The 25,547-nt window shown below is 48.4% G+C and carries 25 protein-coding genes; 19 read left to right on the top strand and 6 right to left on the bottom strand.

Annotated features, from left to right (window positions below):
- The first annotated feature begins 24 nt into the window (after positions 1-24).
- The 4 genes from AC0YNZ_RS12820 to AC0YNZ_RS12835 all read left to right on the top strand — a co-directional run bounded on the left by AC0YNZ_RS12820 (position 25) and on the right by AC0YNZ_RS12835 (position 3,368).
- A complete protein-coding gene (locus AC0YNZ_RS12820; protein ID WP_475826969.1) occupies positions 25-1,218 on the top strand; it encodes an amidase in 1,194 nt (397 codons plus the stop codon).
- Between the two features lie 15 nt (positions 1,219-1,233).
- On the top strand, positions 1,234-2,094 hold the full coding sequence (locus tag AC0YNZ_RS12825; protein WP_475826970.1) for a fumarylacetoacetate hydrolase family protein: 861 nt from the start codon (positions 1,234-1,236) through the stop codon (positions 2,092-2,094).
- A 159-nt stretch (positions 2,095-2,253) separates the two neighbouring features.
- The gene (locus tag AC0YNZ_RS12830) at positions 2,254-2,952 is read left to right on the top strand and encodes a pirin family protein (RefSeq protein ID WP_475826971.1); all 699 of its coding nucleotides are present in this window, start codon (positions 2,254-2,256) and stop codon (positions 2,950-2,952) included.
- An 89-nt stretch (positions 2,953-3,041) separates the two neighbouring features.
- Positions 3,042-3,368, top strand: coding sequence for a hypothetical protein (locus AC0YNZ_RS12835; RefSeq protein ID WP_475826972.1), 327 nt, complete (start codon positions 3,042-3,044; stop codon positions 3,366-3,368).
- A 53-nt stretch (positions 3,369-3,421) separates the two neighbouring features.
- On the opposite strand, the gene AC0YNZ_RS12840 is transcribed toward AC0YNZ_RS12835, so the two are convergent.
- Positions 3,422-3,562, bottom strand: coding sequence for a DUF4023 family protein (locus tag AC0YNZ_RS12840; RefSeq protein ID WP_110770125.1), 141 nt, complete (start codon positions 3,560-3,562; stop codon positions 3,422-3,424).
- A gap of 243 nt (positions 3,563-3,805) precedes the next feature.
- Here AC0YNZ_RS12840 and AC0YNZ_RS12845 point away from each other — a divergent pair, with 243 nt between their 5' ends.
- Both AC0YNZ_RS12845 and AC0YNZ_RS12850 read left to right on the top strand, forming a co-directional pair.
- Positions 3,806-4,468 (top strand): hypothetical protein, encoded by a 663-nt coding sequence (locus tag AC0YNZ_RS12845; RefSeq protein ID WP_475826973.1) that lies wholly within the window; start codon positions 3,806-3,808, stop codon positions 4,466-4,468.
- A 166-nt stretch (positions 4,469-4,634) separates the two neighbouring features.
- On the top strand, positions 4,635-4,865 hold the full coding sequence (locus AC0YNZ_RS12850) for a cold-shock protein (RefSeq protein WP_110770127.1): 231 nt from the start codon (positions 4,635-4,637) through the stop codon (positions 4,863-4,865).
- Positions 4,866-4,974: 109 nt separating this feature from the next.
- On the opposite strand, the gene AC0YNZ_RS12855 is transcribed toward AC0YNZ_RS12850, so the two are convergent.
- Together AC0YNZ_RS12855 and AC0YNZ_RS12860 are read right to left on the bottom strand one after the other, a co-directional pair.
- A complete protein-coding gene (locus AC0YNZ_RS12855; protein ID WP_475826974.1) occupies positions 4,975-6,588 on the bottom strand; it encodes a response regulator transcription factor in 1,614 nt (537 codons plus the stop codon).
- Positions 6,588-8,420 carry a cache domain-containing sensor histidine kinase gene (locus AC0YNZ_RS12860; RefSeq protein WP_475826975.1) on the bottom strand — a complete coding sequence of 611 codons (1,833 nt, stop codon included), beginning with the start codon at positions 8,418-8,420 and terminating at the stop codon, positions 6,588-6,590. Before AC0YNZ_RS12860 ends, AC0YNZ_RS12855 begins: the two co-directional genes overlap by 1 nt.
- 168 nt (positions 8,421-8,588) lie before the next feature.
- Between AC0YNZ_RS12860 and AC0YNZ_RS12865 the strand changes: the two genes are divergently transcribed.
- From AC0YNZ_RS12865 to AC0YNZ_RS12875, 3 genes are all read left to right on the top strand, one after another.
- Positions 8,589-9,473, top strand: a complete 885-nt coding sequence (locus AC0YNZ_RS12865; RefSeq protein WP_475826976.1) for a carbohydrate ABC transporter permease — start codon at positions 8,589-8,591, stop codon at positions 9,471-9,473.
- Positions 9,473-10,312, top strand: coding sequence for a carbohydrate ABC transporter permease (locus AC0YNZ_RS12870; protein WP_475826977.1), 840 nt, complete (start codon positions 9,473-9,475; stop codon positions 10,310-10,312). The genes AC0YNZ_RS12865 and AC0YNZ_RS12870 overlap by 1 nt, the downstream gene beginning before the upstream one ends.
- A 106-nt stretch (positions 10,313-10,418) precedes the next feature.
- Positions 10,419-11,684 (top strand): ABC transporter substrate-binding protein, encoded by a 1,266-nt coding sequence (locus tag AC0YNZ_RS12875; protein ID WP_475826978.1) that lies wholly within the window; start codon positions 10,419-10,421, stop codon positions 11,682-11,684.
- Positions 11,685-11,785: 101 nt separating this feature from the next.
- On the opposite strand, the gene AC0YNZ_RS12880 is transcribed toward AC0YNZ_RS12875, so the two are convergent.
- Complete coding sequence (locus tag AC0YNZ_RS12880) at positions 11,786-13,534, bottom strand: sensor histidine kinase (RefSeq protein WP_475826979.1); 1,749 nt, start codon at positions 13,532-13,534, stop codon at positions 11,786-11,788.
- 23 nt (positions 13,535-13,557) lie between these two features.
- Complete coding sequence (locus AC0YNZ_RS12885; protein WP_475826980.1) at positions 13,558-14,331, bottom strand: response regulator transcription factor; 774 nt, start codon at positions 14,329-14,331, stop codon at positions 13,558-13,560.
- A gap of 246 nt (positions 14,332-14,577) precedes the next feature.
- Here AC0YNZ_RS12885 and AC0YNZ_RS12890 point away from each other — a divergent pair, with 246 nt between their 5' ends.
- The 9 genes from AC0YNZ_RS12890 to AC0YNZ_RS12930 all read left to right on the top strand — a co-directional run bounded on the left by AC0YNZ_RS12890 (position 14,578) and on the right by AC0YNZ_RS12930 (position 24,358).
- Positions 14,578-15,903, top strand: coding sequence for an ABC transporter substrate-binding protein (locus AC0YNZ_RS12890; protein ID WP_475826981.1), 1,326 nt, complete (start codon positions 14,578-14,580; stop codon positions 15,901-15,903).
- A gap of 18 nt (positions 15,904-15,921) precedes the next feature.
- The gene (locus tag AC0YNZ_RS12895; RefSeq protein ID WP_475826982.1) at positions 15,922-16,833 is read left to right on the top strand and encodes a carbohydrate ABC transporter permease; all 912 of its coding nucleotides are present in this window, start codon (positions 15,922-15,924) and stop codon (positions 16,831-16,833) included.
- Entirely contained in the window at positions 16,830-17,672 is an 843-nt protein-coding gene (locus AC0YNZ_RS12900; protein ID WP_475826983.1) for a carbohydrate ABC transporter permease, read from the top strand. Before AC0YNZ_RS12895 ends, AC0YNZ_RS12900 begins: the two co-directional genes overlap by 4 nt.
- A gap of 185 nt (positions 17,673-17,857) precedes the next feature.
- Positions 17,858-18,850, top strand: a complete 993-nt coding sequence (locus AC0YNZ_RS12905) for a PP2C family protein-serine/threonine phosphatase (protein ID WP_475826984.1) — start codon at positions 17,858-17,860, stop codon at positions 18,848-18,850.
- 28 nt (positions 18,851-18,878) lie between these two features.
- Positions 18,879-19,136, top strand: a complete 258-nt coding sequence (locus AC0YNZ_RS12910; RefSeq protein ID WP_475826985.1) for a LysM peptidoglycan-binding domain-containing protein — start codon at positions 18,879-18,881, stop codon at positions 19,134-19,136.
- Positions 19,106-20,548, top strand: a complete 1,443-nt coding sequence (locus tag AC0YNZ_RS12915; RefSeq protein WP_475826986.1) for a GMC oxidoreductase — start codon at positions 19,106-19,108, stop codon at positions 20,546-20,548. The genes AC0YNZ_RS12910 and AC0YNZ_RS12915 overlap by 31 nt, the downstream gene beginning before the upstream one ends.
- Positions 20,549-20,590: 42 nt before the next feature.
- On the top strand, positions 20,591-21,373 hold the full coding sequence (locus AC0YNZ_RS12920; RefSeq protein ID WP_475826987.1) for a hydroxypyruvate isomerase family protein: 783 nt from the start codon (positions 20,591-20,593) through the stop codon (positions 21,371-21,373).
- Between the two features lie 178 nt (positions 21,374-21,551).
- Positions 21,552-21,938, top strand: a complete 387-nt coding sequence (locus tag AC0YNZ_RS12925) for a hypothetical protein (RefSeq protein ID WP_475826988.1) — start codon at positions 21,552-21,554, stop codon at positions 21,936-21,938.
- 110 nt (positions 21,939-22,048) lie between these two features.
- Positions 22,049-24,358, top strand: a complete 2,310-nt coding sequence (locus AC0YNZ_RS12930) for a helicase C-terminal domain-containing protein (protein WP_475826989.1) — start codon at positions 22,049-22,051, stop codon at positions 24,356-24,358.
- Here the strand turns inward: AC0YNZ_RS12930 and AC0YNZ_RS12935 are convergent, their stop codons facing one another.
- Complete coding sequence (locus AC0YNZ_RS12935) at positions 24,359-24,841, bottom strand: hypothetical protein (RefSeq protein WP_475826990.1); 483 nt, start codon at positions 24,839-24,841, stop codon at positions 24,359-24,361. It abuts the gene before it with no gap.
- A gap of 198 nt (positions 24,842-25,039) precedes the next feature.
- Between AC0YNZ_RS12935 and AC0YNZ_RS12940 the strand changes: the two genes are divergently transcribed.
- Entirely contained in the window at positions 25,040-25,543 is a 504-nt protein-coding gene (locus AC0YNZ_RS12940; RefSeq protein WP_475826991.1) for a Crp/Fnr family transcriptional regulator, read from the top strand.
- The last annotated feature ends 4 nt before the right edge of the window (positions 25,544-25,547 follow it).

The following is a 25,547-nucleotide window of genomic DNA, read 5'->3' on the forward strand; positions in this document are numbered from 1 at the left end:
AGTGACTTGGAGGTTGGAATATAGATGAATCAAAGCTGGAATGCGTATGCGAATGAACGGCTGGCTGTAGAGCCGCTGGCAGAAGGAAGCTTGAGCGGCAGGACGTTTGCGGTTAAGGATGTATTTGACATTGCCGGCCACACGCCGGGAGCGGGCAACCCGGATTGGCTGCGGACGCACGGACCGTCGGCTCATCACGCCGCGGTCGTACATAAGCTGCTTAGAAACGGCGCGAGGCTGGAGGGTACGACCATTACCGATGAATTGATGTACAGCATTAATGGTGAGAACGCTCATTACGGCACGCCGATGAATCCCAAAGCGCCGGGCCGCATTCCCGGCGGTTCCTCCAGCGGTTCGGCGGTTGCGGTATCGGCGGGTTTGACAGACTTCGCCATTGGTACCGATACGGGCGGTTCGGTTCGCGTGCCAGCTGCGTATTGCGGCATATATGGCATACGGCCAACGCATGGGGCCGTAGATGCGAGCGGTCTTATTCCGCTTGCGCCAAGCTTCGATACGGTGGGCTGGATGGCCAAAGGCGGGCAGACGCTGCTTGATGTGGGACGTGTGCTGCTGAGTCCGCAGGAGAGCGGCGGAGCCGGTTTTCCGAAAATGCTGTTCGCGCAGGATTTATGGTCATTAGCGGACGGGCACTCATCTGCTGCTGCGTCGCGTTATTTTCAGGCGATGCGAGAATTGGCGCAGAAGCATGAGGATGTCATTGTTGCGCCGAACGGCCTGCGGGAGTGGATGGATGCTTTTCGCATCATTCAGGGGCTGGAAATTTGGCGTGAGCATCAGGAATGGATTACGCGTGAGCGGCCATCCTTCGGACCGGGCATTGCCGAGCGGTTTGCTTGGGCCAGTACGCTTAAGCTGGAGGAAAGCGGCGCGGCGTTTACGGTGCGGGAAGAGGTGCGGAATAGAATGAATGAGCTGCTCGGAGATGATACCGTGCTTGTTGTGCCAACTGTGCCTGCAATAGCCCCGCTTCTTCATTTGACGGGCCCGGAAATCGAGCAGCGCCGTGTGCGGACGCTCGAAATGTGCTGCGTGGCCGGACTTGCCGGACTGCCTCAGGTGACGGTGCCGATTACGGGCGAGCTGGGCTGTCCGATCGGGATATCTTTTATTGCGGGCCGGGACCAAGATTTGAGACTGCTCGAATGGGTGGCTGACAGCGTGGAAGCACGAATGAAGCTGCTGAGCGAATGAGAGGAGCGTTATTCTGTGAAGCTATCGACTGTAAAAGTTAATGGGCAGGAGCTTGCCGCGCTTCCGTGCGCGAACGGGCTTGTTCTTATAGAAACAATTAATGAAGCGGAAGGGACGGGCTGGAGCAAGGAGCTGTTCGAGCTTATTCGTCTTGGCGAGCTGGAGGCTGTAACCCATTGGTATGAAGAGGGCGGTAAGGAAAAGCTGAAGCAGTTGGCGGCTATCCCCCATGCTGAGGTGGAATACGCGCCTCTTTATCGTCATCCGCGCAAAATTTGGGGTATCGGCCTGAACTATGTGAAGGATGCCGCCGAGCTTGCGGCAGCTGATCCGAGTGACGAGCCTGTCAGCTTCATGAAGCCGGATACGACTATTATCGGACCATGCGATGCGATTCGCATTCCGCAAGGGGCCGGGCAAATAACGGCGGAAGCTGAGCTCGGCATCATTATCGGCAAGACATGCAAAAACATAACAGAGGCCGAGGTATACGATGTCATTGCTGGCTATACGACGACGATCGACGTAACGGCATCGGACATTCACGCCAGAAATCAACGATACTTAACGAGAGCCAAAAGCTTCGACACCTTCTTCAGCTTTGGGCCGCAGCTGATTACGAAGGATGAATTTCCCGATCCGCTTGACCTTCAAGTGGAGACGGCGCTTAACGGCAAGGTCGCGCACCGGAACAAAGTGTTCAACATGAAATTTCGTCCTTGGTATGCCGTTGCCTTTCATTCGCAGGTGATGACGCTGCTGCCAGGCGATATTATTATGACAGGTACCCCGGGCGCTGTCGTTATCCGTGATGGCGATATGGTGGAATGCCATATCGATGGCTTCGAGCCGCTGCGTAATCCTGTCCGGGATTGAGGCTCGCGGATAGCTGCGGGGCAGAGAGGCAGGCGGTTTCTCCAAAAGAAATCGGCTGCCTCTTCGCGCTGTGCGCTAACCTGTAATTGCAGCTTGCTAGCTAGGCTGAAACCTGCTATAAATAAGTAAGTAAATAACGGTTATTTGGAGGAGAGACTTATGATCAACGTATTTCCCGCTGCTGAGCGGCATTCGGCAGATCTTGGCTGGCTGCGCAGCCAGCCAAGCTTCTCATTCGGTGCCTATTATGATCCGAATCGCACGGGCTTTAGTGTCATGCGTGTATGCAATGACGATTATTTAGCTCCTGGAAAAGGCTTTGGCGCCCATCCCCACAGCGACATGGAAATTGTATCTATCGTATTAAACGGTCTAATCAGGCATGAAGATAATTTGGGCAACTCCGTCGTATCCTCGTTTGGGGAAGTGCAGCGTATGTCGGCCGGTACAGGTGTCATCCATACGGAAATTAACGCCTCGGAGGAAGAGGAGCTGCGTTTGCTGCAGCTGTGGTTCATGCCGAAGGAACGGGGCGTCGCGCCATCCTATGAAGCCAGCCGGTTCGATCCTGCCAAGCTGCATAACGCGCTGCTCCCTGTCGTATCCGGTCAAGCGCTGGAACAGACGGCTTCAATCGGTCAAAATATGACGATCTATTTAAGCAAGCTGGAGCAGGGGAAGCAGCTCGATTACGCAGGGGAGCCCGGGCGCAAGCAATTTATATATATCGTCGAGGGTGAGCTTCAGGTGCATGGTGAAACGCTGGCGGCAGGCGATACGGCGCAGATTGAAGCTGCGGATGAGCTTGTGCTTGCGGCCAAGGAACAGGCTTTTTTTATGCTCATCGATTTGCCGTAAGCTTTCGAAGTAAGTTTGCATTCGCAAACTTTTAAGGATACGCTTTCGAAGTAAGTTTGCATTCGCAAACTTTTAAGGAGGGGTTCAAAATGAAACAAACGTTTCTGGTTAAGCACGCGGTGGGCGGGCGGATGTTTATCGATTCGAGTAAGCAGGATGTTGCGTATACGATTGTTCCGCAAGGAGATGGCTCGAGGTTTACGGTCAGTGTGGCATGGAGTGAGAAGATCGAAGAGCTGCTTGCCTGTAAGGATGAGCTTAACGTGTTTGTTTTCCAGGAGTTCGACGATCAGCCTACGCTGAAAATCTGGTATTACGTCAAGGACGGTCTAGTGGAATATGACGTTGAACAAAGCAGCTTGACGATAGTTGCGGATTCGCGTATTGAATATTATCCTCATCAATATTCAACCTAAACGAGCTGATGCCACCTAAGGGATGGCATCAGCTCGTTTACCTGTGTTCGATTTTACTTATTCGTGCTGTGCTGTTTATTGCCGAGCATTTTTGCCGGGCTGCCATTGCCTCTGCGTCTCTTATTAAGCTCGGCCTTGTGCTGCGTCGCCTTTACCTTTGCAACAAACTCGCTTGTGCTTTCCAACTCCGTCATCCTCCTCCGTTTTAGTCTTGTTGCACAACTTCATTTATTAGAATATCCAACAATCAAAAAATCAGGCGTTCAGGCCATATTTTTGTGAAATAGCGATTGAATATTGCGCTTGTCCTCCTTTATGATACCTTTATGTGCTTCATGGACAGCATAGTGTCGTACAGCAAACTTTTTGACAAGTCATACATAGATGCGGCACTACGAATCAACGATAAACGACAAACGAGCGGAGCGAAGGACGTTATGTTTAGAGTAATTGCGCGGGGACATATTAGCGATGGCTTTGAAAAAGAAGCGATAGAAGCGGTAAAACGTGAGACAGCCGTACATCAGCTTATTGAACAAGGCGAAATCATGACGGTAGGCTGTTTTAAATGGGAACGCAACGTCTTCATTTACTGCGAATGCGTAAACCGAATGATCGAGCCGGAGGAGCTGCTGCCGGACACGGCGCCCTATCTGGAACAATGGCCGGGTCAGCCGGACAAGCGGAAGTGGATTCCAATGATCGACGTCTTTCATTTTAACGAGCCGGCGGGCATTGACCATTGGCTTCGCAAAGAGGCCGTAGAACGGCGCGTAGGCAGAGTGGCGCACTTGAAGCCGGAGATGGCTGCGAGCTACATTTATTATCATTATCAGCTGCAGGAGGAGCGGGCCTTCCATGGACCGAAATACGAAATCATTGCGCTGCATGAAAACCTGCTGTTCGGATATCAGGAATTCCCTGCTGTAATTGAGGAACCGGTACTTCCTGGAAAATTAAGCACGACAGGAACGCCGGCCAATTGGAGCGATTCCCGGATGGACCTGCATTTTCAACCATGGGAGGACGGATATTTGTATTTCAAACCGGTGGAGCAGCTGTTTGCCTACTACTGTGATCTTCCGAAAAAAAGGCGCTAAGGTTTAGGCTGATATTTGCCTTTATTGGATGAAATATGGTACAATAAGATCAATTGCAAGTTTGAAGCAAATATTCAAAATACACTGCTGTTTATAAATGATAACTGCCCCTTACTTACTTAAGTTCGAGGCAGTTTTTCCTTTTTTAGCGCGAAGGGGGCTGACCATGTACAATCGTAAAAAACCGCTTGAAGAAATTCCGGAAGAAAACACGAAGGTATGGACATGCGAGTCTGAAGGGTGCAACAGTTGGATGCGCGATAACTTTGCGTTTGATCACGTTCCTACTTGTTTGATATGCCATGCACCAATGGTCAGCGGCTTGAAGATGCTGCCAGCGCTCAATAACTCCAATAACGACATGAAGACGATCAAGAAGGGCACACCGATTATGTAGGTGGTCTTCATTACAGAAAGAAGCCAAGCTTCATACGAAAGGCTAACGCCTTCCGTACAGAGCTTGGCTTTTTTCTGTTTGTGCTGCCAGGTGTTTCGCTGGCCGCATGTCATTTATTCTGTTTACGATACTCATTAGGCGATTGCTCCAACATTTTCTTAAACACCTTGCTGAAATATTTCTCGTCGGTGTAACCGACCATTAGGGCAATTTGAGAAATCTTTAAATTCGGGTTTAACAGCAGCAGCTTCGCTTTTTCAATACGGATTCGTACTAGATAATCGGACAGGTTCTCGCCGGTAACCTGTTTGAATTTGCGCGAAATATATTCCCGGCTTAAAAAAAACTGGTTGGCGATATCCTGCAGCGTAATTTCCTGCTGATAGCGGCTTTCAATATACTGGATAACATCGTAGATGACATTCTTCTCGCGCTGCTGCTGTTTGGTAATCAAATTGGAGAGCGCAAGCAGGCTTTCCTCCAGCTCCTTCTGCCAAAGCTCGATGGAGAATCGCCCGTGGTCATCCATAAGCACGGTAAAAAAACGGTCTTTCTCGCTAGTTAGCTCCAGTTCAGAATTGTCCGGGGAGAGCGACCGCAGCCATTTGGAACGGAGCACTGTATATTCATGCCACCACAGATCCAATTGTTCAATACTAATGGCTGGAATTTGCTTGACGGCACGGATCCATTCTGCGACGGCAGCATGGATCTCATCCGCGTTGCTGCTCCATACGGCAAGCCGGAATTTTTCGCTGTAATCGGTCAAATGCAGGTTGATAGGCAATGGTGAATCTTTAGCTACATATCCATGCAGCCATGTCGTTTTCTTCAGCATATTACGCTGCTTTAAAGCGTTTTGGGCTTCCCGGTACGACTGCTGAATCCCTTTTGGGAACAGCTGCACGGTACCGACGCCAAAATCGAACCGTCCGTGAAGCGCGGCATAAATGCCCTCGTTGATTTGGCTCAGCAGCTGCTGCAGGGTATCGAAGCCCTGCCAGCATAGGAGAATAATTTCGTGGTCGCTATTCCAATACCGGAAGGCGAAACCGTTATTTTTTTTGCGCAAAAACTCGTTGCAAATATTCGTAAGCGAGAAAAACAGCAAAGCACGGTGATTTGCAAATTTGTTCAAAATAACGCGTTCCATCGTATCAATGCTTAATATGACGATTTGACATTGCTTCATTTCTTCCGTGATACCGAATTCGCTGCGCAAATCGTCTTGGATGGAGCTGTAGTAATTCGGTTCCGACACCATATTGGATAATACTTTATCCCAATATACCGGCTTGGATTGATTGATCTGAATATTTTGTTTGCAAAGTTCATGCCTGGAAAGTTCCTCTTTCTCCCAGCAATCCTTTGCCCTGGCGAGCGCTTCATTTAATTGATCCGGATCAATCGGTTTTAACAAATAATCCATGCCGCCGAATTTAATCGTATTCCGTACAAGCTCGAAATCGTCGTGGCCGCTGATCACGATTTTTTTGCTGCACGGCGAATAGTTTTGCAGCCACGCGAGCAAATCAACGCCGTTTTTGATCGGCATCATCATATCCGTCATAATAATTTCCGGCTTGTGCTGCTCGACCATTTCGATCGCGGCTTGGCCGTTTTCCGCTTCCAAGACCGTGTTTATGCCGAGGGAGTCCCAATCAACCAGCAGCTTGATTGCGTCACGCACATGCTGTTCATCATCTACAATCAATACGTTCATTAGGTTGTCTCTCCTTTGTCATTGGTGTCATTTGGTATCCATAATGTTACTTTGAAGCCGGCTGGCTGCAGATTATCGACTTCCATTTTTGCCGATTCGTTGAAATACAAACGCAGTCTCATGAGAACGTTGCTGAGTCCAATGCTTTTTTGCCCCTCCATCAGCATATTGAGCGGCTTGTTTAATTGATGACGCAGCTGCTCGAGCTCATCAACCGGCATTCCGCTGCCGTTATCCTCTACGGAAATGACTAAAAATCCGCTGTGATGGATGGAAGAAGCGATCCGGATTTGTCCATGAGCGCTTCGTTTCTCATAACTGTGTTTGAAATAATTTTCTGCGAGCGGCTGCAGCAGCATTTTAGGCACTGCAATCGAATTTGTCGACTCTTCGATGTCAAAAGAAACCTCCAGCTTATCTCCAAAGCGCTGCTGCTGCAAATCCAAATAGTCTTTCACATGTTGAATTTCGAGCGATAACGGTACGACCGTATCATTCGTATTCATGTTATAACGCATAATCCGTCCAAGAGACGCGACCAGCGAGTAAATTTTTGGAGCCTTTAACTGCAGGGCAAGCGTTCCGATCGACTGCAGCGTATTGTTCATAAAATGCGGATTGATTTGCGCCTGCATCGCTTTCAGCTGATTCGTTTTGTTGGCAATTTCAAGCCGGTATTCCCGGTTTATTAAATCGTTGACCGTATGGATCATCGCATCGAACCGCCGGGTCAGAATGCCGATCTCATCATTACCTTTAATTTCAATATCCATGTTCAAATTGCCGGCTTGCACTTTGTTCATATAACTAATCAGTTTTTTAATCGGTTCTGTAAAATGCACGGAAATAAACAAAGTTGCGATCACAACGATAACTAGAAACACGGCTACGATCATGCTGTTGAGGCGGGTAATTTGACTGGAGCTTTTATACAGATGAGAATACGGCTGCAGCTTGACGATTGTCCAGTCCAAATAGTTAGTTTTCATTTTATCGTACATGATAATACCGGCAAAGCTGTGATCTTTCCATTCAAAATGCCCTGCTTCTTCTTGCTTTTGGAAAATCGTTTGAAGCCATTCCTCACTAAGCGCCTTTCCCGATAAATCCGGCTGCGCAGGATAGATTATATTTCCGTGACCATCGAAAATATACAAGTTTTCCTCGCTTTCGACATAAAGCTGCTTGCAAATATCAAACAGCGCTTTCGTGGACACATCGATAGACAAATACCCGATAACCTCATCGCTTGGCGTATTGATAACGGGCCGATGAAAGGTAAAAACCGTCTCTTTGGGATCGGAATTATTCCACTGCATCTTGTAGCTGTGGCTTTGATGTGTCGCTTCCAAAAACGGTTTGGAATTTCCGGCGGGGGCACCCGTGGGAATCGTGTATTCCGTTCGCTCGGGACCGCGGAAAAACCTGCGGGTCAATAAATAGGATTGGTCTCGTTTGGAAAGCTGCAGATGGATTTGATAAATATCCTTAAACGATTGATACATATTTAAAAGGTGGGAATTGATGATCGTGCGGTCCGCAAAATCAACTTCTCCTGCAGGCGTCTCGTTCTTCCGCTCGATAATGCGAAACAAAGATCCCGGCGAATTTAATGCGTTATAAACCCCAAGCGATGTTTGATTAATAATGTCCATGTAGTTCATAATATTGCTTTTTCCTAAGGAGAGAAGGTTCATATTTTCTCGTATGGATTCATCCGTTACTGAATTTTTAATGTAGACATTAGTAATAATAATGGATGTTGTGATCGGGATGATGGTAACCGTGAGCAGCAGCACCATTAATTTATTGCGAATACTCATTTTAAACATGGCAATCCCCTTATATTCGGAATGATTCAAATCACATTGATGCAGCAAAGATCAATATATTCCACCTTGTTCGACATCATTATCGGTGTTTTTGCACAATCATACATCCTATACTTAAACCATGGAACGATCAAAGAAAACATAGTTCATTTTGAAAGGGGAGTCAATATGTACAAGAGAAACAGACTCAGTCAATGGTTTCAGCAAACGGTATTTGTCGGACCAGGGCTATTATTTTTCACTGTTATTGTATTAATCCCATTTTTACTCGGGTTTTATTATTCGTTTACCGATTGGAACGGTCTGGACATGGATAAAGCGACCTGGACAGGCATGGCCAATTTGGAGAGAATCATGTCGGACGATAAATTTTGGGAGTCCTTCTGGTTTACGATCAAATTTACGCTTATTACGGTAGTCGCTATCAATGTTTTGGCGTTTTTGCTTGCTGTTTTATTAGTAAAGCCGCTCAAAACAAGAAATATGCTTCGCACCATTTTCTTTATGCCGAACGTAATCGGTGGAATATTATTAGGTTTTATATGGCAGTTTATATTTACAAAAGGGTTTAGTACAGTCGGGGATCTGACTCACATTCCGTTTTTCGAACTGCCTTGGCTGGGAACGCCGAATACAGCATTTTGGGGAATCGTGATCGTCTTCATTTGGCAGACAGTCGGGTATATGATGGTCATTTATATCGCTGCTTTATCAGGGGTACCAAAAGATTTGATTGAAGCGGCTCATATCGACGGCGCCAATTACTGGCAAATGTTGAAAAGCGTTTTAGTTCCGTTAATTATGCCGGCAGTAACCATCTGTTTGTTCTTGACGATATCCAATGCTTTCAAAACATTCGATTTGAACCTCTCGTTAACGAAAGGCGGACCGGGTACATCCACGCAATCGCTTGCCTACAACATTTATGCGGAAGCGCTGAATAACAACCGCTATGGATTAGGTACCGCTAAAGCGATGCTGTTCTTCATAGGCGTATCCATCATTACCATTGTGCAGGTATGGGTAACTAAGCGTAAGGAGGTTGAAGCATAATGGAACGGGCCGAAAAGTATAATATCGGATTATTGGTTCTGGAAATTGTCGCTGTAATAGCCGCGCTGCTATTTTTATCACCGTTTTATTTTGTTTTGAACAACTCGGTAAAAACGTTGGGTGAAATTTTGGTCGATGCGGCATCATTGCCTTTAACGTACCACTGGAGCAACTACGTTAAAGTGTGGGATATTATCGATTTCCCGAAAGTGATGTTTAACTCGTTTCAAATTACAGTCATCAGCGTGACTGGTATCGTTCTGGTCAGCTCCATGACCGCTTACCGCTTAGTGCGCATGCCTACGTTATTTAATAAAATTTTGTTCAACGTGTTCGTGGCATCCATGATTATTCCGTTTCAATCCGTCATGCTTCAATTGGTGCGCATCACCAGCTTGCTGGAACTACGGGGCAATTTGCTCGGGATCGTCGTTTGTTACCTCGGCTTCGGTTTGGCATTATCCGTATTTTTGTTCCATGGATTTATCAAAACGGTGCCGCTGGAAATTGAAGAAGCTGCGGTAGTGGACGGATGCACGCCGTACGGCGTATTTTTCAAAATCGTGTTTCCACTGCTTCGTCCCATTATGGCGACCATTATCATCCTCAACAGCTTGTGGATTTGGAACGATTATTTGCTTCCGGTACTCGTAATAGGCGGCAATAAAGAATTGTTGACGATCCCGCTGGCTATCACCAGATTTTTCGGGCAGTACACGAAGCAATGGGATATGGCATTGGCCGGGCTTACGATCGGGATTGCTCCGATCATCGTGTTTTTCCTTGCTTTGCAAAAATATATTGTAGAGGGAATTACAGCAGGCTCCGTTAAAGGCTAAACAACATGTTCCACCTTTTTGATCAACATCGTCTGTGTTTAAGGCCCAAGCTCCATAATATAATGGGCCTAGAAAAACAAAAATACAAGAAATGGGAGGTCTTTAAATGAAAAGGTTTACATCGATTGCGTTGGCTATTGTTTTGATGACTTCGATATTGGCAGCATGCGGTAAAGCGGACAATAGCAATACTCCTGCAGCAGACAACGCAAAAACAGAAAAAGTTTCGATTAGAGTTTTCCAATTTAAAGTAGAAATTGCCGATGCATTGAACAGAATGGCAGAAGAATATGAGAAAGAAACCGGCGTACATGTCGATATCGAGACGCATGGCGGCGGCGAAGATTACGGCGCATTGCTGAAAGCGGAATTTGCAGCCGGTTCCGAGCCTGAAATTTTCACGAACGGCGGGTTCACGGCGCTTGTACCTTACATGGACCGGGCAACCGATCTAAGCAGCGAGCCTTGGACAAAAGACGTTTTGGAAATGGCTAAAGTCCCTACAACAGTAGATGGCAAGCTTTACGGCATGCCGATGAACACGGAAGGGTACGGCTTGATTTACAACAAAGACTTGTTCGCCAAAGCGGGCATTACCGAAACGCCGAAAACTCTTTCCCAGTTAACGGATACCGTGAAAAAGCTGCAGGCTGCAGGTATTACTCCTTTTGAAACGACAAACGAATGGTGGTCCCTGGGTATTCATTTGCTCAACGTAGCGCTTGCCAACCAGCCTGACCCGGCTCAATTTGCCGAGGATTTGAAAGCAGGCAAGACGACGATTAAAGGAAACAAGCAGTTCGAGGAATGGCTGAACCTTGTCGACCTGATCTTCAACAATGCGCAGAAGAAAAAGCTGACGACGGACTACGCGACACAAGTTGCGGAATTTGCGGCAGGAAAAACGGCCATGATGCAGCAAGGCAACTGGACGCAGCCTGATATCGACAAAGTGAATCCGGACTTGAACCTTGGGGTTCTTCCTCTTCCGATTAACGATTCCGAAGGCCGTGTATTCGTAGGCGTTCCGAGCAACTGGATCGTCAACAGCAAGTCCGATCATCCGGAAGAAGCGAAAGCTTTCTTAAACTGGCTGGTTTCATCTGAAACCGGGAAAACGTTTTTGACTAAAGATTTTAAATTTATGCCGGCTCTGACAACTATTAAGGCGACAGAGGATGAAATCGGACCGATTGCGGCTTCCATTCAGGAGCAAGCTTCCACGGCGCTCGGCTGGCAATGGGACCGTTTCCCGGACGGCACGATCCAAGGGTTCGGCGCAGCGATGCAGGAATATTTAGGCGCTCAAATCAACAGAGATCAATTGCTTGATAAACTTGACACAACCGTGAAAGACATTATGAGCAAGTAATCAATCATACTTCGCGGGCATTCGCGAATAAGAGAATCCTCCTGCCGCACAAGTCATTGTGAACGGCAGGAGGATTTTTTTGCGGCAAGGCGTTACGTTCATCAGGATAGGGGCACCCGAATATAGACGGCCGTACCGAATCCCTTCTTGCTTCGAATCTGAAGGCCATAATCATCCCCGTAAGCTAATTGAATACGCTTATTGGTGTTCATAAGCCCGATTCTTTCGGAAGAATCCCCTTCTAATGAGAGACGTTCCCGTAAATCTCCTAATGCCTTTCGGTTCATTCCCATCCCGTTATCAACCACGGCCATTTCCAGATAGCGCCCTGCCTTTTTGATTCTAATTTTGATGGTGCAGAAATGTTCGCTTTCCTTGACGCCATGATAGATACTGTTCTCGACAATTGGCTGGAACAAAAGCTTCGTCACACGAATATTTCCGACATTCTGTTCAATATCCCACTCCATGTCGAACTTATCCTCATAGCGGAATTTCTGGATTTCGATATAATGCCGGAGATTAAGCAATTCCGTGTCGAGCGTTACGGTTTCTGCGGGATCTGTTAACGAATAGCGTAATATTTTGGATAAGTGATCGATAATCGTATTCGCCTGATTCGGCATGCCGGTCAGCGCGATCGTTTCCCAATTTAACGTTTCCAGCGTATTAAACAGAAAATGAGGGTTTATTTGAGCCTGCAAAGCAGTCATTTGCGCCGCCTGCAGCTTGTACCTCCGTTCTGAAAGCTGTACCTTCAAGTAGCTTTGTTCTATAAACGTCTTGACGATTTTATGGACGATTAGACCATATTCATCATTATAGCGCGGCACTGTCGATGGAAGGGGCCGTTCGCTTTCAGCAAGCTGAATGATCCGGATGATGCCGGAAATTTGCCGATAATTTTTTCTGGTCATAATTAGCGCGAACGCAAATCCAATCACAATAGACAACACAAGCAGCGTGATTGCAACTTTTATAATTAAAACAGGCACTTGATAGAGGGAGCTTTGCGGAACGATGGAAATATAATTCCAGCTATACCTGGGAGAGTGGATTTTGGACACAATATAAGAGTCCTTCTCCGTCTTAACCGTTAGAGTAGATAAATCCGGCTTTGCGACGATTTCCCTTAACTTTGCTTCGTCCAAATATTCGCCAATTCCGTGGCCAAAGATGATGCGATTATCGCCATCCATGACCAGTACTCTTTGCTCCCGCATGGTAGATAAGGAATTAATCAGATTCTGTATATATTCGTGTTTAATATTTAATACCAGCACACCGTTCGGAGCATCAATGCGGCGGTAGATGGACAGCATTTTCCTTGGCTCGGCTTCGAACGAATAAGGACGAACCTCGCGCGTTTCGATCCACTGCGGAATCTTCTTGTCCTTTTCCTGATAGCTCTTGTACCAAGCCGTGTCGTAAAAGCTGGAAAAATAAGAGATTCCGTCCTTCGATGATAAAAAACGGCCGTTCGTATTAGAAAGATACAAATAGAAGGAGTCGATATACGGTCTTGCATCAGCGGGTGCGCTCATAAAACTGTCAATAATATCAAATGAAATCAATTCTTCCTGATTCAGTGAACGGTTACGGAGAATGGAGCTGACGGATTGAAGCACCTTATTGCTGGTTCCGTACACCAGGCTCATCGGGTCGGATTCACCTAATATGAGCTCGATGTTCTCCTTCGTTTGCCGAAGCAGGTTCATGGAGTTGTCATTGATGCTCGATTTGATATAAGTCTGGGTCACCGCAATCGTAAGCGCTCCCATAAGGATCAGAGCAAATATAAGCGGTACCATGAATGTCATCAGATGCTTGTAGAAAAACTTTGTCTTCATCTCCGGTTTGCCCCTTCCCTGCCTTACAGAGGATGATCGCGAAACTCCCGGGGGCTTCTGCCATAGTACTGCTTGAACGCTCTGGAGAAATTTTTGGCATTATCATATCCGACGATAAGTCCTACCTCGTACGACCGATTGTTATAATCGCTCAGCAGCTCCGCAGCTTTCCTCATTTTAATGGAATGCACATAATCCGAGAAATTAACGGAGGTCCACTTTTTGAAATACTTGCTTAAATAATGTTTATTCATATGGAACACCTCGGCTACGCACTCTAGCGAGACTTCGGCGTAATGCTCGGCGACATATTGCTCGATGTCTGCAATTTTTTTCTCATGATAGCCTTTTTCCTCTACCTCCGCATCATCGGCTTCCGTCTCGAGGGCAGGGCTTGTTTCACCCGAAAGCGTTGCGTGTTCCTGGTCGAGCTCTGCCCGTATGATTTCGAATACTTCAGTAATCTCCTTATACTGCGTCGGCTTTACGAGATACTGTTTCACGCCGTATTCCAGCGCTTTTCTAGCGTATTCGAATTCTTTATAACCGGTTAAGAAAACGACCTTTGCCGGATGCTTGCCCTTATGCAGAGCTTGCGCCAGCTCGATGCCGGTCATTTTGGGCATAACGATATCTGTTAATACTACATCTACTTGATGGTTCTCCAAATATTCAAGCGCCTGAATGCCATTAGCAGCTTCGGAAACGACATGGAATCCGATATCTTGCCAGGGAAAAAAAGAACGGAGCCCTTTGCGAATTTTGCTCTCGTCATCAACGATCAACAAGTTATACACAACCAGTCCCCCTTCTGATACGATGGAACGATTCACTTCTATTATAGGGGATTAGACAGCTCTGACAACCAAATAGCTTCAGATGAGGATAAAAGACAAAAAATGAATCTTATTTAACGATTTTATGTGTATGAAAACGGTTAAAGTAAGGGATCTTTTATCAAACAGGGTGGATTTAACCGCTTTCATTTCCTTGCTACACTAATACTTGCAAGTGCTTCCACAAATCGAACAGGGGGAAATTTAATGAAGATCTTAACCAATTGGATGCGAATGGCTGCTTGGCTGACGATAGCAGCTGTCATTTTCACAGGCTGCAGTTCAGCCGAATCTGTAAAGAACACGTCCCAATCCGCGGACAAATCCAAATCGATTACTCTTCGTTTTTCATGGTGGGGAAGCGATACGAGACATCAAGCAACATTGGCGGCAATCGAGCTGTATAAGAAAACCAATCCACATGTCACGATTGAGGCGGAATACGGCGGTTTCGATGGGTATGATCAGAAAATTAAAACGCAGCTGGCGGGAGGAACGGCACCCGATATCATGCAGCTGGATGCACCCTGGCTGGCAGAGCTCAATAAAAGCGGCGAGCTGCTGCTGGATCTTAGCAAACAAAAAACAATCGATCTTACCCGGTATGACAGCACATTTCTGAAGGATTTCATGACTGTCAATGAAGAAACGCTCGGACTGCCTATGGGCATCAACGGCCGTACGATGCTCATAAATAAGACGTTGGCCGATCAACTTGGCGTTTCGCTGGATCAGCCGTTTACTTGGGATTCATTATTGGATGCTGCGCGTAAAGTTCGTGAGAAGGATGCTAAATATTATTTGTTGAACGCCGACGCAGGCATTGTGCAAATGATGTTTACTTCCATTCTGAGGCAGCGTACCAACGCTCCTCTCATCAAAAACGACAATACGCTTTCCTTCAATAAGGAGCAGGCAGCAGAGGGGTTTAAATGGGTAGCTGATGCCTATGAAGCCGGTGTCTTCCAGCCTTACGGCGATAGCCAGCTTTTCTCTGCGAAGCTGGAGCAAAATCCAAAGTGGATCAACCAGGAGTTTCTCGGCATCGACACCTGGAGCAGTGAAATAACGAAATATTCCGGTGCCTTGCCGCAAGGGACTGTAACACAAACAATCGTCCCGCCCATGTTCGGTAACGCTTTAACCGGAGCTTCACTGGTTCGCCCTTCGCAGGTAATCAGCGTAAATAAGAAATCGGAGCATATCGAGGAAGCAGCCAAATTCGTAAACTGGTTACTTACGGATAAAGAGGCGGCTGTCGCGCTCGGAGATTCCCGTGCCGTACCAGCCGTGGAGTCTTCGAGGCAGGCAATTGTCGAAGCGAAGAAGCTGGATATCCATGTTTCGAAAGCGGTAGAAGTGGCATCAGCCAATCCGGCGATTCCGGACAACATGATCTCGCAAAACTCGCAAATCAATGAGGTGTTAAAGGATGTTTTGCAAAAGGTCGCCTTCAAAAAACTTTCACCGGCAGAAGCGGCTGATGAATTGATCGAGCGGTTTAATGAGAAAATTTCTGAAATCGCATCATGACCGATGAGGTGAAGATCTATGCCAACAGCTAACAAGCAAAAACGGATGAGAAGGCAATATATGGGCTTGCTTTACATAAGTCCTTGGATCGCTGGTTTTTTAATTTTTCAATTGTATCCTTTTTTTACATCCATTTATTATTCTTTCACATCATTTGATTTGATCAGTCCGCCTAAGTGGATTGGATTCGAAAACTATATCAGCATGTTTACTAAAGACGAAATGTTTAGTCAATCGCTTAAGGTGACATTGATCTACAGTTTGATTGCCGTCCCGCTTAAGGTTGCTTTCGCCTTGTTTGTTGCGGTTATTCTGAATGTTAAGATGAGAGGGGTTAACTTCTTCCGAACCGTCTATTATCTCCCCTCTATTCTGGGAGGAAGTGTAGCCGTAGCCGTGCTTTGGCGCTTTCTGTTTATGAAGGAAGGCATCGTCAACCAGATTTCATCCTACGTCGGCCTGCCGGCGGTTGATTGGCTCGGGAGCCCCCATATCGCGCTATTTACGATATCCACGCTGGCCGTATGGCAGTTTGGATCATCCATGGTACTTTTCCTCGCCGGACTTAAGCAAGTCCCCTCGGAATTATATGAGGTCGGCAGGGTGGACGGCGCTTCCCGAATTCGTATGTTTTTCACTGTCACGCTTCCATTGCTGACGCCAATCCTGCTGTTCAATTTGGTCATGCAGACCGTCAATGCCTTCCAGGAATTTACCGGCGCCTTCGTTATCTTACCGGACGGAGGACCTTTGAAATCGACTTATTTATACGGCATGAAATTGTATGACGAAGCATTCAAGTTTCTGAAAATGGGTTATGCATCAGCGCTTTCCTGGATCCTGTTTCTCATCATTTTCGCTATTACCGCGCTAGTGATCAAATCGTCCAGCTACTGGACGCACTACGAGGACGGAGGTGACCGGAAATGATACGAGAAGGTAAGATTCAGCAAACCACAGTATTTGTGTTCATGTGCCTGTTCGGTTTTGTTATGGTTTACCCTTTAATTTGGTTGTTCGGAGCTTCTTTTAAAACAAATGAAGAAATTTTCGGTTCCATAGGCTTATGGTCGAGCAACATCCAATGGGATTCTTACATTGACGGATGGATTGGAGCAGGCCAATATACGTTCACCGGTTATTTCATAAATACGTTCAAGCTTGTCATCCCGACGGTGATTTTGACGGTTGTGTCAAGCACGATCGTCGGATACGGATTTGCCAGATTTCATTTCCCGCTGAAAAAGCTGTTCTTTACGCTTATGATCTCCACGCTGATGCTTCCTCAGGCTGTGCTGATCATTCCGCGATACATTCTATTCAAAAACATGGGCTGGCTCAATAGCTATAGTCCCTTTATCGTGCCAGCCGCTCTTGCGACCAATGCCTTTTTCGTGTTCATGATTTTGCAGTTCCTTCGCGGACTTCCCCGCGAGCTCGATGAATCGGCAAAAATGGACGGTGGGGGTTCGTTTACAATCCTTATTAAAATTTTGGTTCCGCTTGCCAAGCCCGCATTGGTATCGGCTGCCATCTTCGAATTCATTTGGACCTGGAATGACTTCTTCAATTCGCTCATCTACATCACTAGCGTCAAGAAGTATACCGTAGCGCTGGCGCTTAGAATGGCATTAGATAATTCCAGCAGCGCACCCTGGAATCAGGTGCTTGCCATGTCAGTACTTGCGATCTTGCCGTGCATTATCGTCTTTTTCTTGGCTCAACGATATTTTGTGGAAGGTATCGCTACTACGGGAATTAAAGGTTAAGCGGCTGGAAAATAGATGGCTCCTGCATTTTGGGGGTCATCTTTTTTTATCCGTACCTGTGCGGGCGAAAGAGGGCTCGCTGCCAAGTGGTATAAATCGAAGCTTCCGCAAATAAAAATGAATATATTGCAGATGCTGTGTTCTTTTCTTTGGCAGTTATAAGCTCAGACGAGGCAGGGGATCGTATGGTCAAAAAAGGGATGATCGATGGCTTGTCGATTATTTTTTTGCTGCTCGTTATCGCCTATATCGGATTAGATGTTATTCCGGCCGAGCAGCTTGAGAAGGTATGGACGAAGCAGCAAGTTGATTTTATTGGAATGGTGCTCATGTGGTGTACGATCAGTCTCGGCATATTGCTTACGGTATATTTTGAAATCAGACATTTCATTAATCAGGAGCGCTCGAGTCATTCTTTTACCGAGGTCATACCAGGTAGTGCTCAGCATATCGGAGCGCGCGAGGAGCAGCAGGACGCCTTTGGCTTCTCGGATTTGCACGATCCGGAGGCCGTTAAGCGCTATGGTATGTTCGCCGTGCTTGCCGATGGAATGGGCGGCCTCGACATGGGTAAGGAGGCAAGCCAGCTTGCCGTGCAAACTATGTTGAATGAATATTTGGAAAAAACGGCCGGGGAGACCGTTTCCGAGGCGCTGGAGGAGGCGCTGCATGAGGCGAACAAAGCGGTATGTGAGCTGGCGCTGGAGCATGAGCTGGAATGGAACGTAGGAACGACGCTCGTTGCCGTCGTTATTAAAGAAGGGATGCTGTATTGGATCTCGGTAGGCGACAGCCGGATCTATTTGTACCGGCGCGGTGTGCTTATTCCTTTGACGCGGGACCATATATACGCGAATGTTCTGAATCTGCGTGTTAAAGAGGGCCAGTTGACGAGAGAGGAAGCGGAGACGCATCCGGAACGTTATTTATTAACCAGTTATTTGGGGATTCCTAAGCTGGACGAGATCGATGTAAATCGTAAGCCGTTTCGTTTAGCTGCGGGCGACTGGATTTTATTGTGCAGCGACGGGGTATATGACGAATTGTCTGAGCCGCTGCTGGAGGTTGCGGTTCGCATGCCGCCGCCGCAAGCGGCTGAGTTTATTTTGCAGCATGTCCTCGCGCTTGAGAATCCGTACCAGGATAATGCGACCATCGCGATATTAGCCTGCACATAGCGGTAAGTCGAAAGGACAGGTGATGGGGATGAGAATCTACCTTGGCCATGACGGGGATACGCTGCGGACGATTTCGCGAAAATTCGAAATTGCCATCGAGGAGCTGCTTTTGTGGAATCCGGTCATTGCGCATCCTGATCGAAATGTGGCCGGTTTACAAATCCGTTTTCCATTCTTTCACGGGTCGTCCACGCTGCCGAATATGTCCTTTCAAGGCGCACCGGATCCTCCCGGTCCCGGACAATATTTGGAGCAGTGGACCCGCTCACGCCGCTGGAGCAGATGACCCAAACCGAATATGACGTCATCATTGTGGGCACAGGGCCCGGAGGAGGCGCCGTTCTCTGGCGATTATGCGAGCATTGGAGAAATAGCGGCAAGCGAATTGCTATCGTCGAAGCCGGCGATTTGTTATTACCCACTCACGCGCATAATGTGCCTACCTTAAACGGCGACCGCTTACAACGCTTTATTAGAAACCCGAAGCTTTGGAAGCCGGTAGCTACAGCACAGCCGGGCGGCATGGGTGATTTGTCGCCGCCTACGTCAGCGCCGCATTATTTTGAGTCATTTATTGCATTAGGCGGAAGAAGCATGCTTTGGAACGGGGTCACTCCGCGGATGCATCAGGTGGATATCGAGCAGTGGCCCGTTTCTCCGGTGGAGATGGACGGCTATTACACGATAGCCGAGCAGGTCATGACCGTTTCTTCAGACTACAGCATAAACTCGTCAATTTCAGACATTATCCTAAGCCGCATGCTGGCGGGCGGATTCCCCGAAACGGTTCCCCAGCCGCTGGCTGCCGACATGCAGCCAACCAAATACGGCTATATTCGCTCCAATGTATTTTTCAGCTCCATGGCATTTTTTGCTTGGGCTTTAAGCTTTGGGAGCTTTGACCTGGCTGTGAAAGCACGCGTGACTGAGGTGCTTACCGATAATGGGAAAGCGGCCGGCGTGAAAGTGATGACCCGGGATAAAAAAGCCTATGTCCTGAAAGGAAAAACCGTCGTTTTATCGGCAAGCACGTTTGAGACGCCGCGCATTTTGCTGAATTCAGGCATTCCGGGAAGGGCGATCGGCCATTATTTAACGACGCATACCCGAATAACCGGCAATGGAATCATTCACACCGCCGGTTTCCCGGAGACACTCGGGGTACTGGCTCTTTTGGTTCCGCGTACGGCAGAGCGCGATTATCAAATTCAGCTGAGTGGACCTTATTTTAATTATTGGTATGAATTAAAGCCGATGCTTGAGGAAGCGAAAGTCGGATATGGCGCTTCCGGAGCAGTTGAGTCCCGGTATGAGAATTACGTCGCGCTGAACCCGCGCAGAGTGGACGATTACGGCGTTCCTGAATTAGAGGTTGAGTTCTCGTACAGCGCCAAAGACAAGGAGGTATTTCACCGGATGGGTGAAGGCGTTAAGCGGGCGCTGGACGCTTCGCAGGCAGTGCAAACATCGCTTAGCTCGCTTACTACCGGGCTGGTGTACCATGATATGGGAACTTGCAGGATGGGCTATGATCCTGTAACCTCCGCAACCGATCCTTACGGCCAGATTCATGGCGTGCAGGGCCTTTATGTAGCGGATAACAGCGTCATCCCGACGAGCGGAGCGGCGAACCCTACGCTTACAACCGTCGCTCTGGCTATCCGCACAGCGGACTATTTGATGAAACAGCTCCCTTAGAAGCATCATGCCGGAAGGCTTTTTTATAAGGAAATGGAGGGGATGACGCTGAAATTTTCCGTATCCATCGAAGCAGTGTATTCAGGCAAAGATATTGTTAAAAGTATGGTGGAGATTAAACAGGCAGGCTTTAACGCTTTTGAGTTTTGGAGCTGGTGGGATAAGGATCTGTATGCGATTAAGGCTGCGAAAGAGGCGCTTCAGCTTACGCTTGCAAGCATTGTCACGAAATTTATAAGCCTGACTGACCCTTCGAAGCGGCAGGAATATATGGAAGGCCTTCGGCAAACGATTGCGGTTGCCCAAATGCTCGGGTGCAAGCACATTATTTCGCAGGTCGGACAAGAATTGCAAGGCGTCCCCAGAGAGGTACAGCACCGCAGCATTGTAGAAGGGCTGAAGGCATGCGTGCCCATGCTGAGGCAGGCGGGAATGATGCTGGTGATCGAACCGCTTAACACATATGTCGACCATCCGGGCTATTATTTATATCACTCCGAGGAGGCGTTTCAAATTGTCGACGAAGTCGGCAGCCCTTATGTCAGAGTGCTATTCGACATTTATCATATGCAGATTATGGAAGGGAATATTATATCCACGATTACTCGGAATATCGAAAAAATCGGGTATTTCCACGTAGCAGGAGTTCCGGGCAGACACGAGCCGTATATAGGGGAGCTTTATTATTTGAACATCTTTAAAGCGATTGAGGCAACCGGGTTTAGAGGCTATGTAGGGCTGGAATATTTTCCGATTGAAGCGGCAGCGAGGGGACTCGCAAAGTTTCTCCAATGGGTCAAGTCCGAAGGCATTCAGTTGAACTAGTACGGAAATGAAAGATGAAGGCATGATAGGCAGTATAAAGAGCCATTGGCCGTTTGTGTCAGTGGCTGCGGGTGTTTGCCTTCGCTTACGGCGGTTCTTCTCGGCAGGTGATTGTTTTGGTTAGAACAGCCCGGTTCGTGGGTAACATAGGGGAGAAACGACTGAGGAGGTAATCATAATGGCAGATGAGTATGATCGCGATAGACATCAGACTAACAGCTTAGTGACGGAGAAAGATATAGACCCTGAATTCGGTTTATTTACGGAGGAGGCGCGAGACGGCGCGGTGTATGATGCAGCTTCGCTGCTGCAAAAGCAGCATCCGGATGAGAATGCGCATGTGCATGAGTCTCATATTCCAGCTGCTCTGGAGGCTGACGATGAGCTGGATATGGAGGCAGATACCGCAGAGGAAATTTCGGAGGAACTGGCTGCCGTTCCCGATGCGGATACCCTTGCAAAGGGCAGCCCTATTGATCCTGCATCCCCGGGCGAGGAGTTCCACGGTACTGACTTGCTGAATGGTGTCGGCAATCACCCGGAGGAAGAAACGGAAGAGCTTTAAATTTCCCAATAATGATGTGAGAGGGGACGCTGCGGCGTCCTTTTTTTATGCTCCGCTTATGGTACAATTGAGGAACAAATGTTCTTTATGGGAGCGGTTGATCAGACGATATGCTAATCCATGATACGGTCACGATATCGGTGCGACATTTAGTCGAATATGTATTTCTCAGCGGAAGCATCGACGTAAGGCTGAATGCGATCGACACCATGCACGAGGGGACGAAGGCGCATCAGAGAGTACAGCGGACATATGGCGAGCTGGACCTTAAAGAGGTCTACGTTAAAGCGGATATCGCAGTGGATGATCTGCTGTTTGCCGTGGATGGACGCTGTGACGGGCTGCTGGGAACGGAGCCGCTATTGACTGTTGACGAGATTAAATCGACCGGCGGCGATTTGGAGCAAATAACCGGGGACGGTTATCCCGTTCACTGGGCGCAGGCGCTGTTCTATGCTTACATGTACGCCAAGGAGCATGGGCAGGCGGCGATGCGTGTTCAGCTTACTTATGTGCAGACGGAAACGGAGGAGGAGCGGCGGTTCGTGCGGGAGGCCAGCTTCACGGAGCTGGAGCAATACGTCCATGAGATTGCCGCGCGGTACGCGCCTTACGCGCAGCAGCGCCGCAAGCATGAGCAGGCAAGAAACGAGAGCATTCGGGAGCTTGCATTCCCATTTGAAACTTACCGCGCAGGGCAGCGCAAGCTGGCAGGAGCGGTCTACAAATCGATTGAGGAAGGCGTACGGCTGTTTGCGAAAGCGCCAACCGGCATCGGGAAGACGATATCGACGACCTTTCCGGCCATCAAAGCGATGGGAGCGGGCATGCTGCAGCGATTTTATTATTTGACGGCGCGTACGACGACAAGAGCGGCAGCTGAGGATGCGCTGCTGTTTATGCGCGAGAAGGGTTTGAACCTGCATGCCGTGACGATAACGGCTAAGGAAAAGATATGCTTTCAAGAGGAAGTGCGCTGCGAGAAGGAGCATTGTCCCTATGCAGACGGTTATTATGACCGGATTAATGGAGCGGTGCTTGATATATTGGAGCATGAAACGGTTATGACCAGAGCGGTCATTGAGGCTTATGCGCGAAAGCATCTGGTATGCCCGTTCGAATTTTCGCTTGATTTGGCCTATGCGGCTGATGCCGTCGTGTGCGATTACAATTATATTTTTGACCCGCGTATTTCATTTAAACGTCAGTATGCGGAGATGAAGAAGCGGACGGCGCTGCTTGTGGACGAGGCGCATAACCTTGTCGACCGGGCGCGGGAGATGTTCTCGGCGGAGCTGACGAAAGTACCTTTTCTTGCGCTGCAGCGTGAGCTGAAGGGCGTTCACGGCGAGGGCTGCCGCACGGCTAAGGCGATCAATGATTATTTCATCGCTCTGCGCAAGCAGAGTGACGGTGCGCCGTATTTGACCCGGCGGCAGCTGCCGGAGGAGCTGGTTGCGCTGGCGGAAGCATTCGCTTCGGCTGCCGAACAAGCGCTGGCGGCCGGCAATAGCGGAAGCGGCGGCGGTTTGCTGCTCGATACGTATTTTGCGGCACAAAATTTTATCCGCACCGCTAAGCTGTTCGATGATCGCTATGTCGTCTACATCGAGCTGTCGAAAAACGACGTGCGGCTCAAGCTGTATTGCCTTGATCCTTCGCTCTTGCTGCGGCAGATGGGCAAAGGTTATCGCTCGCATGTCTATTTCTCTGCAACCCTCTCGCCGGTCTCGTATTATATGGACATGCTGGGAGCGGGAGAAGATGACTATACACTCGCGGTGCCGTCGCCTTTTTCGAAGGAACAGCTTGATGTCGTCATAAAACCGCTTTCGACCAGATATCATGACCGCGACGAGTCTAAGCTGCCGATTGCGAGGCTGATTCTGGAGCAGATGGACAAGCGGCCGGGCAATTACTTCGCGTTCTTTCCGTCTTATGCCTATATGAATGCGGTTTATGAGACATATATGGAGCTTAAGGAATGGTCTGTTCCCGCCGGCACGGCTTCTGATGCGGAGGTACTGCTGCAAAGACCCGATATGTCGGAGGAGGAGCGGGATCGTTTCCTGGAGATGTTTCAGGGTGGCAGCGGGAAGTCCTTGCTTGGCTTTGCGGTGATGGGCGGCGTGTTCTCGGAGGGCGTAGACTTAGCGGGTGACCGGTTAATCGGTGTGATCGTTGTGGGCGTTGGATTGCCGCAGCTCGGCGTGGAGCGGAATATGCTGAAGGATTATTTTAACGGGCAGGGGAAGAGCGGCTATGATTATGCTTACGTCTACCCGGGTATGAACAAGGTGCTGCAGGCGGGCGGACGGTTAATCCGCTCGGAAACCGATCGCGGGACGCTTGTGCTCATAGACGACCGGTATTTACAAGGCCACTATCAGCGGCTGCTGCCGGAGGAGTGGCGGGAGTAATTACATCGCGGAATCGGATTCCGCTTTGGTCGTTCTTTTTAGAAACACCGGCAGTGTGGCGAATCTCTTCTCGACGTAAGCAGCAGCGGATAAAGTCATTAACAAGCCGAGCAGCGATCCGCAAACGGATAAAGGAATGACCCATAGCAGCGACGGCTGCGTAAAAAAGGGAATAAGCGATACGGCCAATATCGGCGGAGCGTTCCATTTGAACTTATTGATGAATGAAATGACGATCACTAGCGTTAGAAGCAGCGACAGCACGCCGGTATTCCAATAAACGAAAAATGACCCGATAAGTGAGGCAAGGACGGCGCCGAAGGCGATTTTGCTAACCTCTGCTTTCTCGAATGGACGCGAGATGAAGAGCAGGCTGAAAGCGCCCAGGGTAGGGAAGAACAACGAATGCATATGCGGGATATGTAAGGAAACCCAGTAGATCAGAATGATATATAAGCAGATGGAATAAGTTCGAATACGCATGCTGCGGGCTCGCCTTCTTTCTTAGTCGGATGCTGCGTACAACATTACGTAGCATGTAACATTTTACGCTTATTGTTCTTGAGCCGTCAATCACCTATTTGTGCCATTTATAAACAGGGAGAGATGCTCGTTTGCTGCTCAAACATAATAAAAGCTCTTCCGGAAAACCGGATGAGCTAGGTGAAAGAAGGGGATATCATGCTGCTGCATAAAGGACAAATATTGTTTCATCAAGGGGAAAGCGGCTCGCTCTTTCACTTAAGGAGCGGCTTGCTGAAGATCATTCGCATTCATGAGGACGGCAGTCCATACCTAGTCAATATTATCGTTCCAGACGAAATTATTCCGCATCATTCGCTAATCAGTCCTATGCCGTATCATGGTACGGCGATAGCGCTCGTTACTTGCGAGGTCGATCAGGTATCGCCGCAGCATTGGTACGAGGAGATAAAGCACAATTCGGAGAAGAGCCGTGAAGTTGCTTTGCTCCTTCAGAGCAAGCTGCGTATGATGCAGCAGCGAATCGACCAATTAACGCAAGTCACGCCTGCCGATAAGCTGAGCAAGCTGCAGCAATGGTTTGCGGCTTACATTGGTCCCGCTGCGATAACCGATGTGCTGACACAGGATGAGATCGGACAGCTCATCGGCCTTCGCCGCGAAACGGTCAACCGGCTGCTGCGCGCACAGCCGAAGAAATAGCGGA

The sequence above is a fragment of the Paenibacillus sp. J2L1-98 genome, assembly GCF_056269405.1.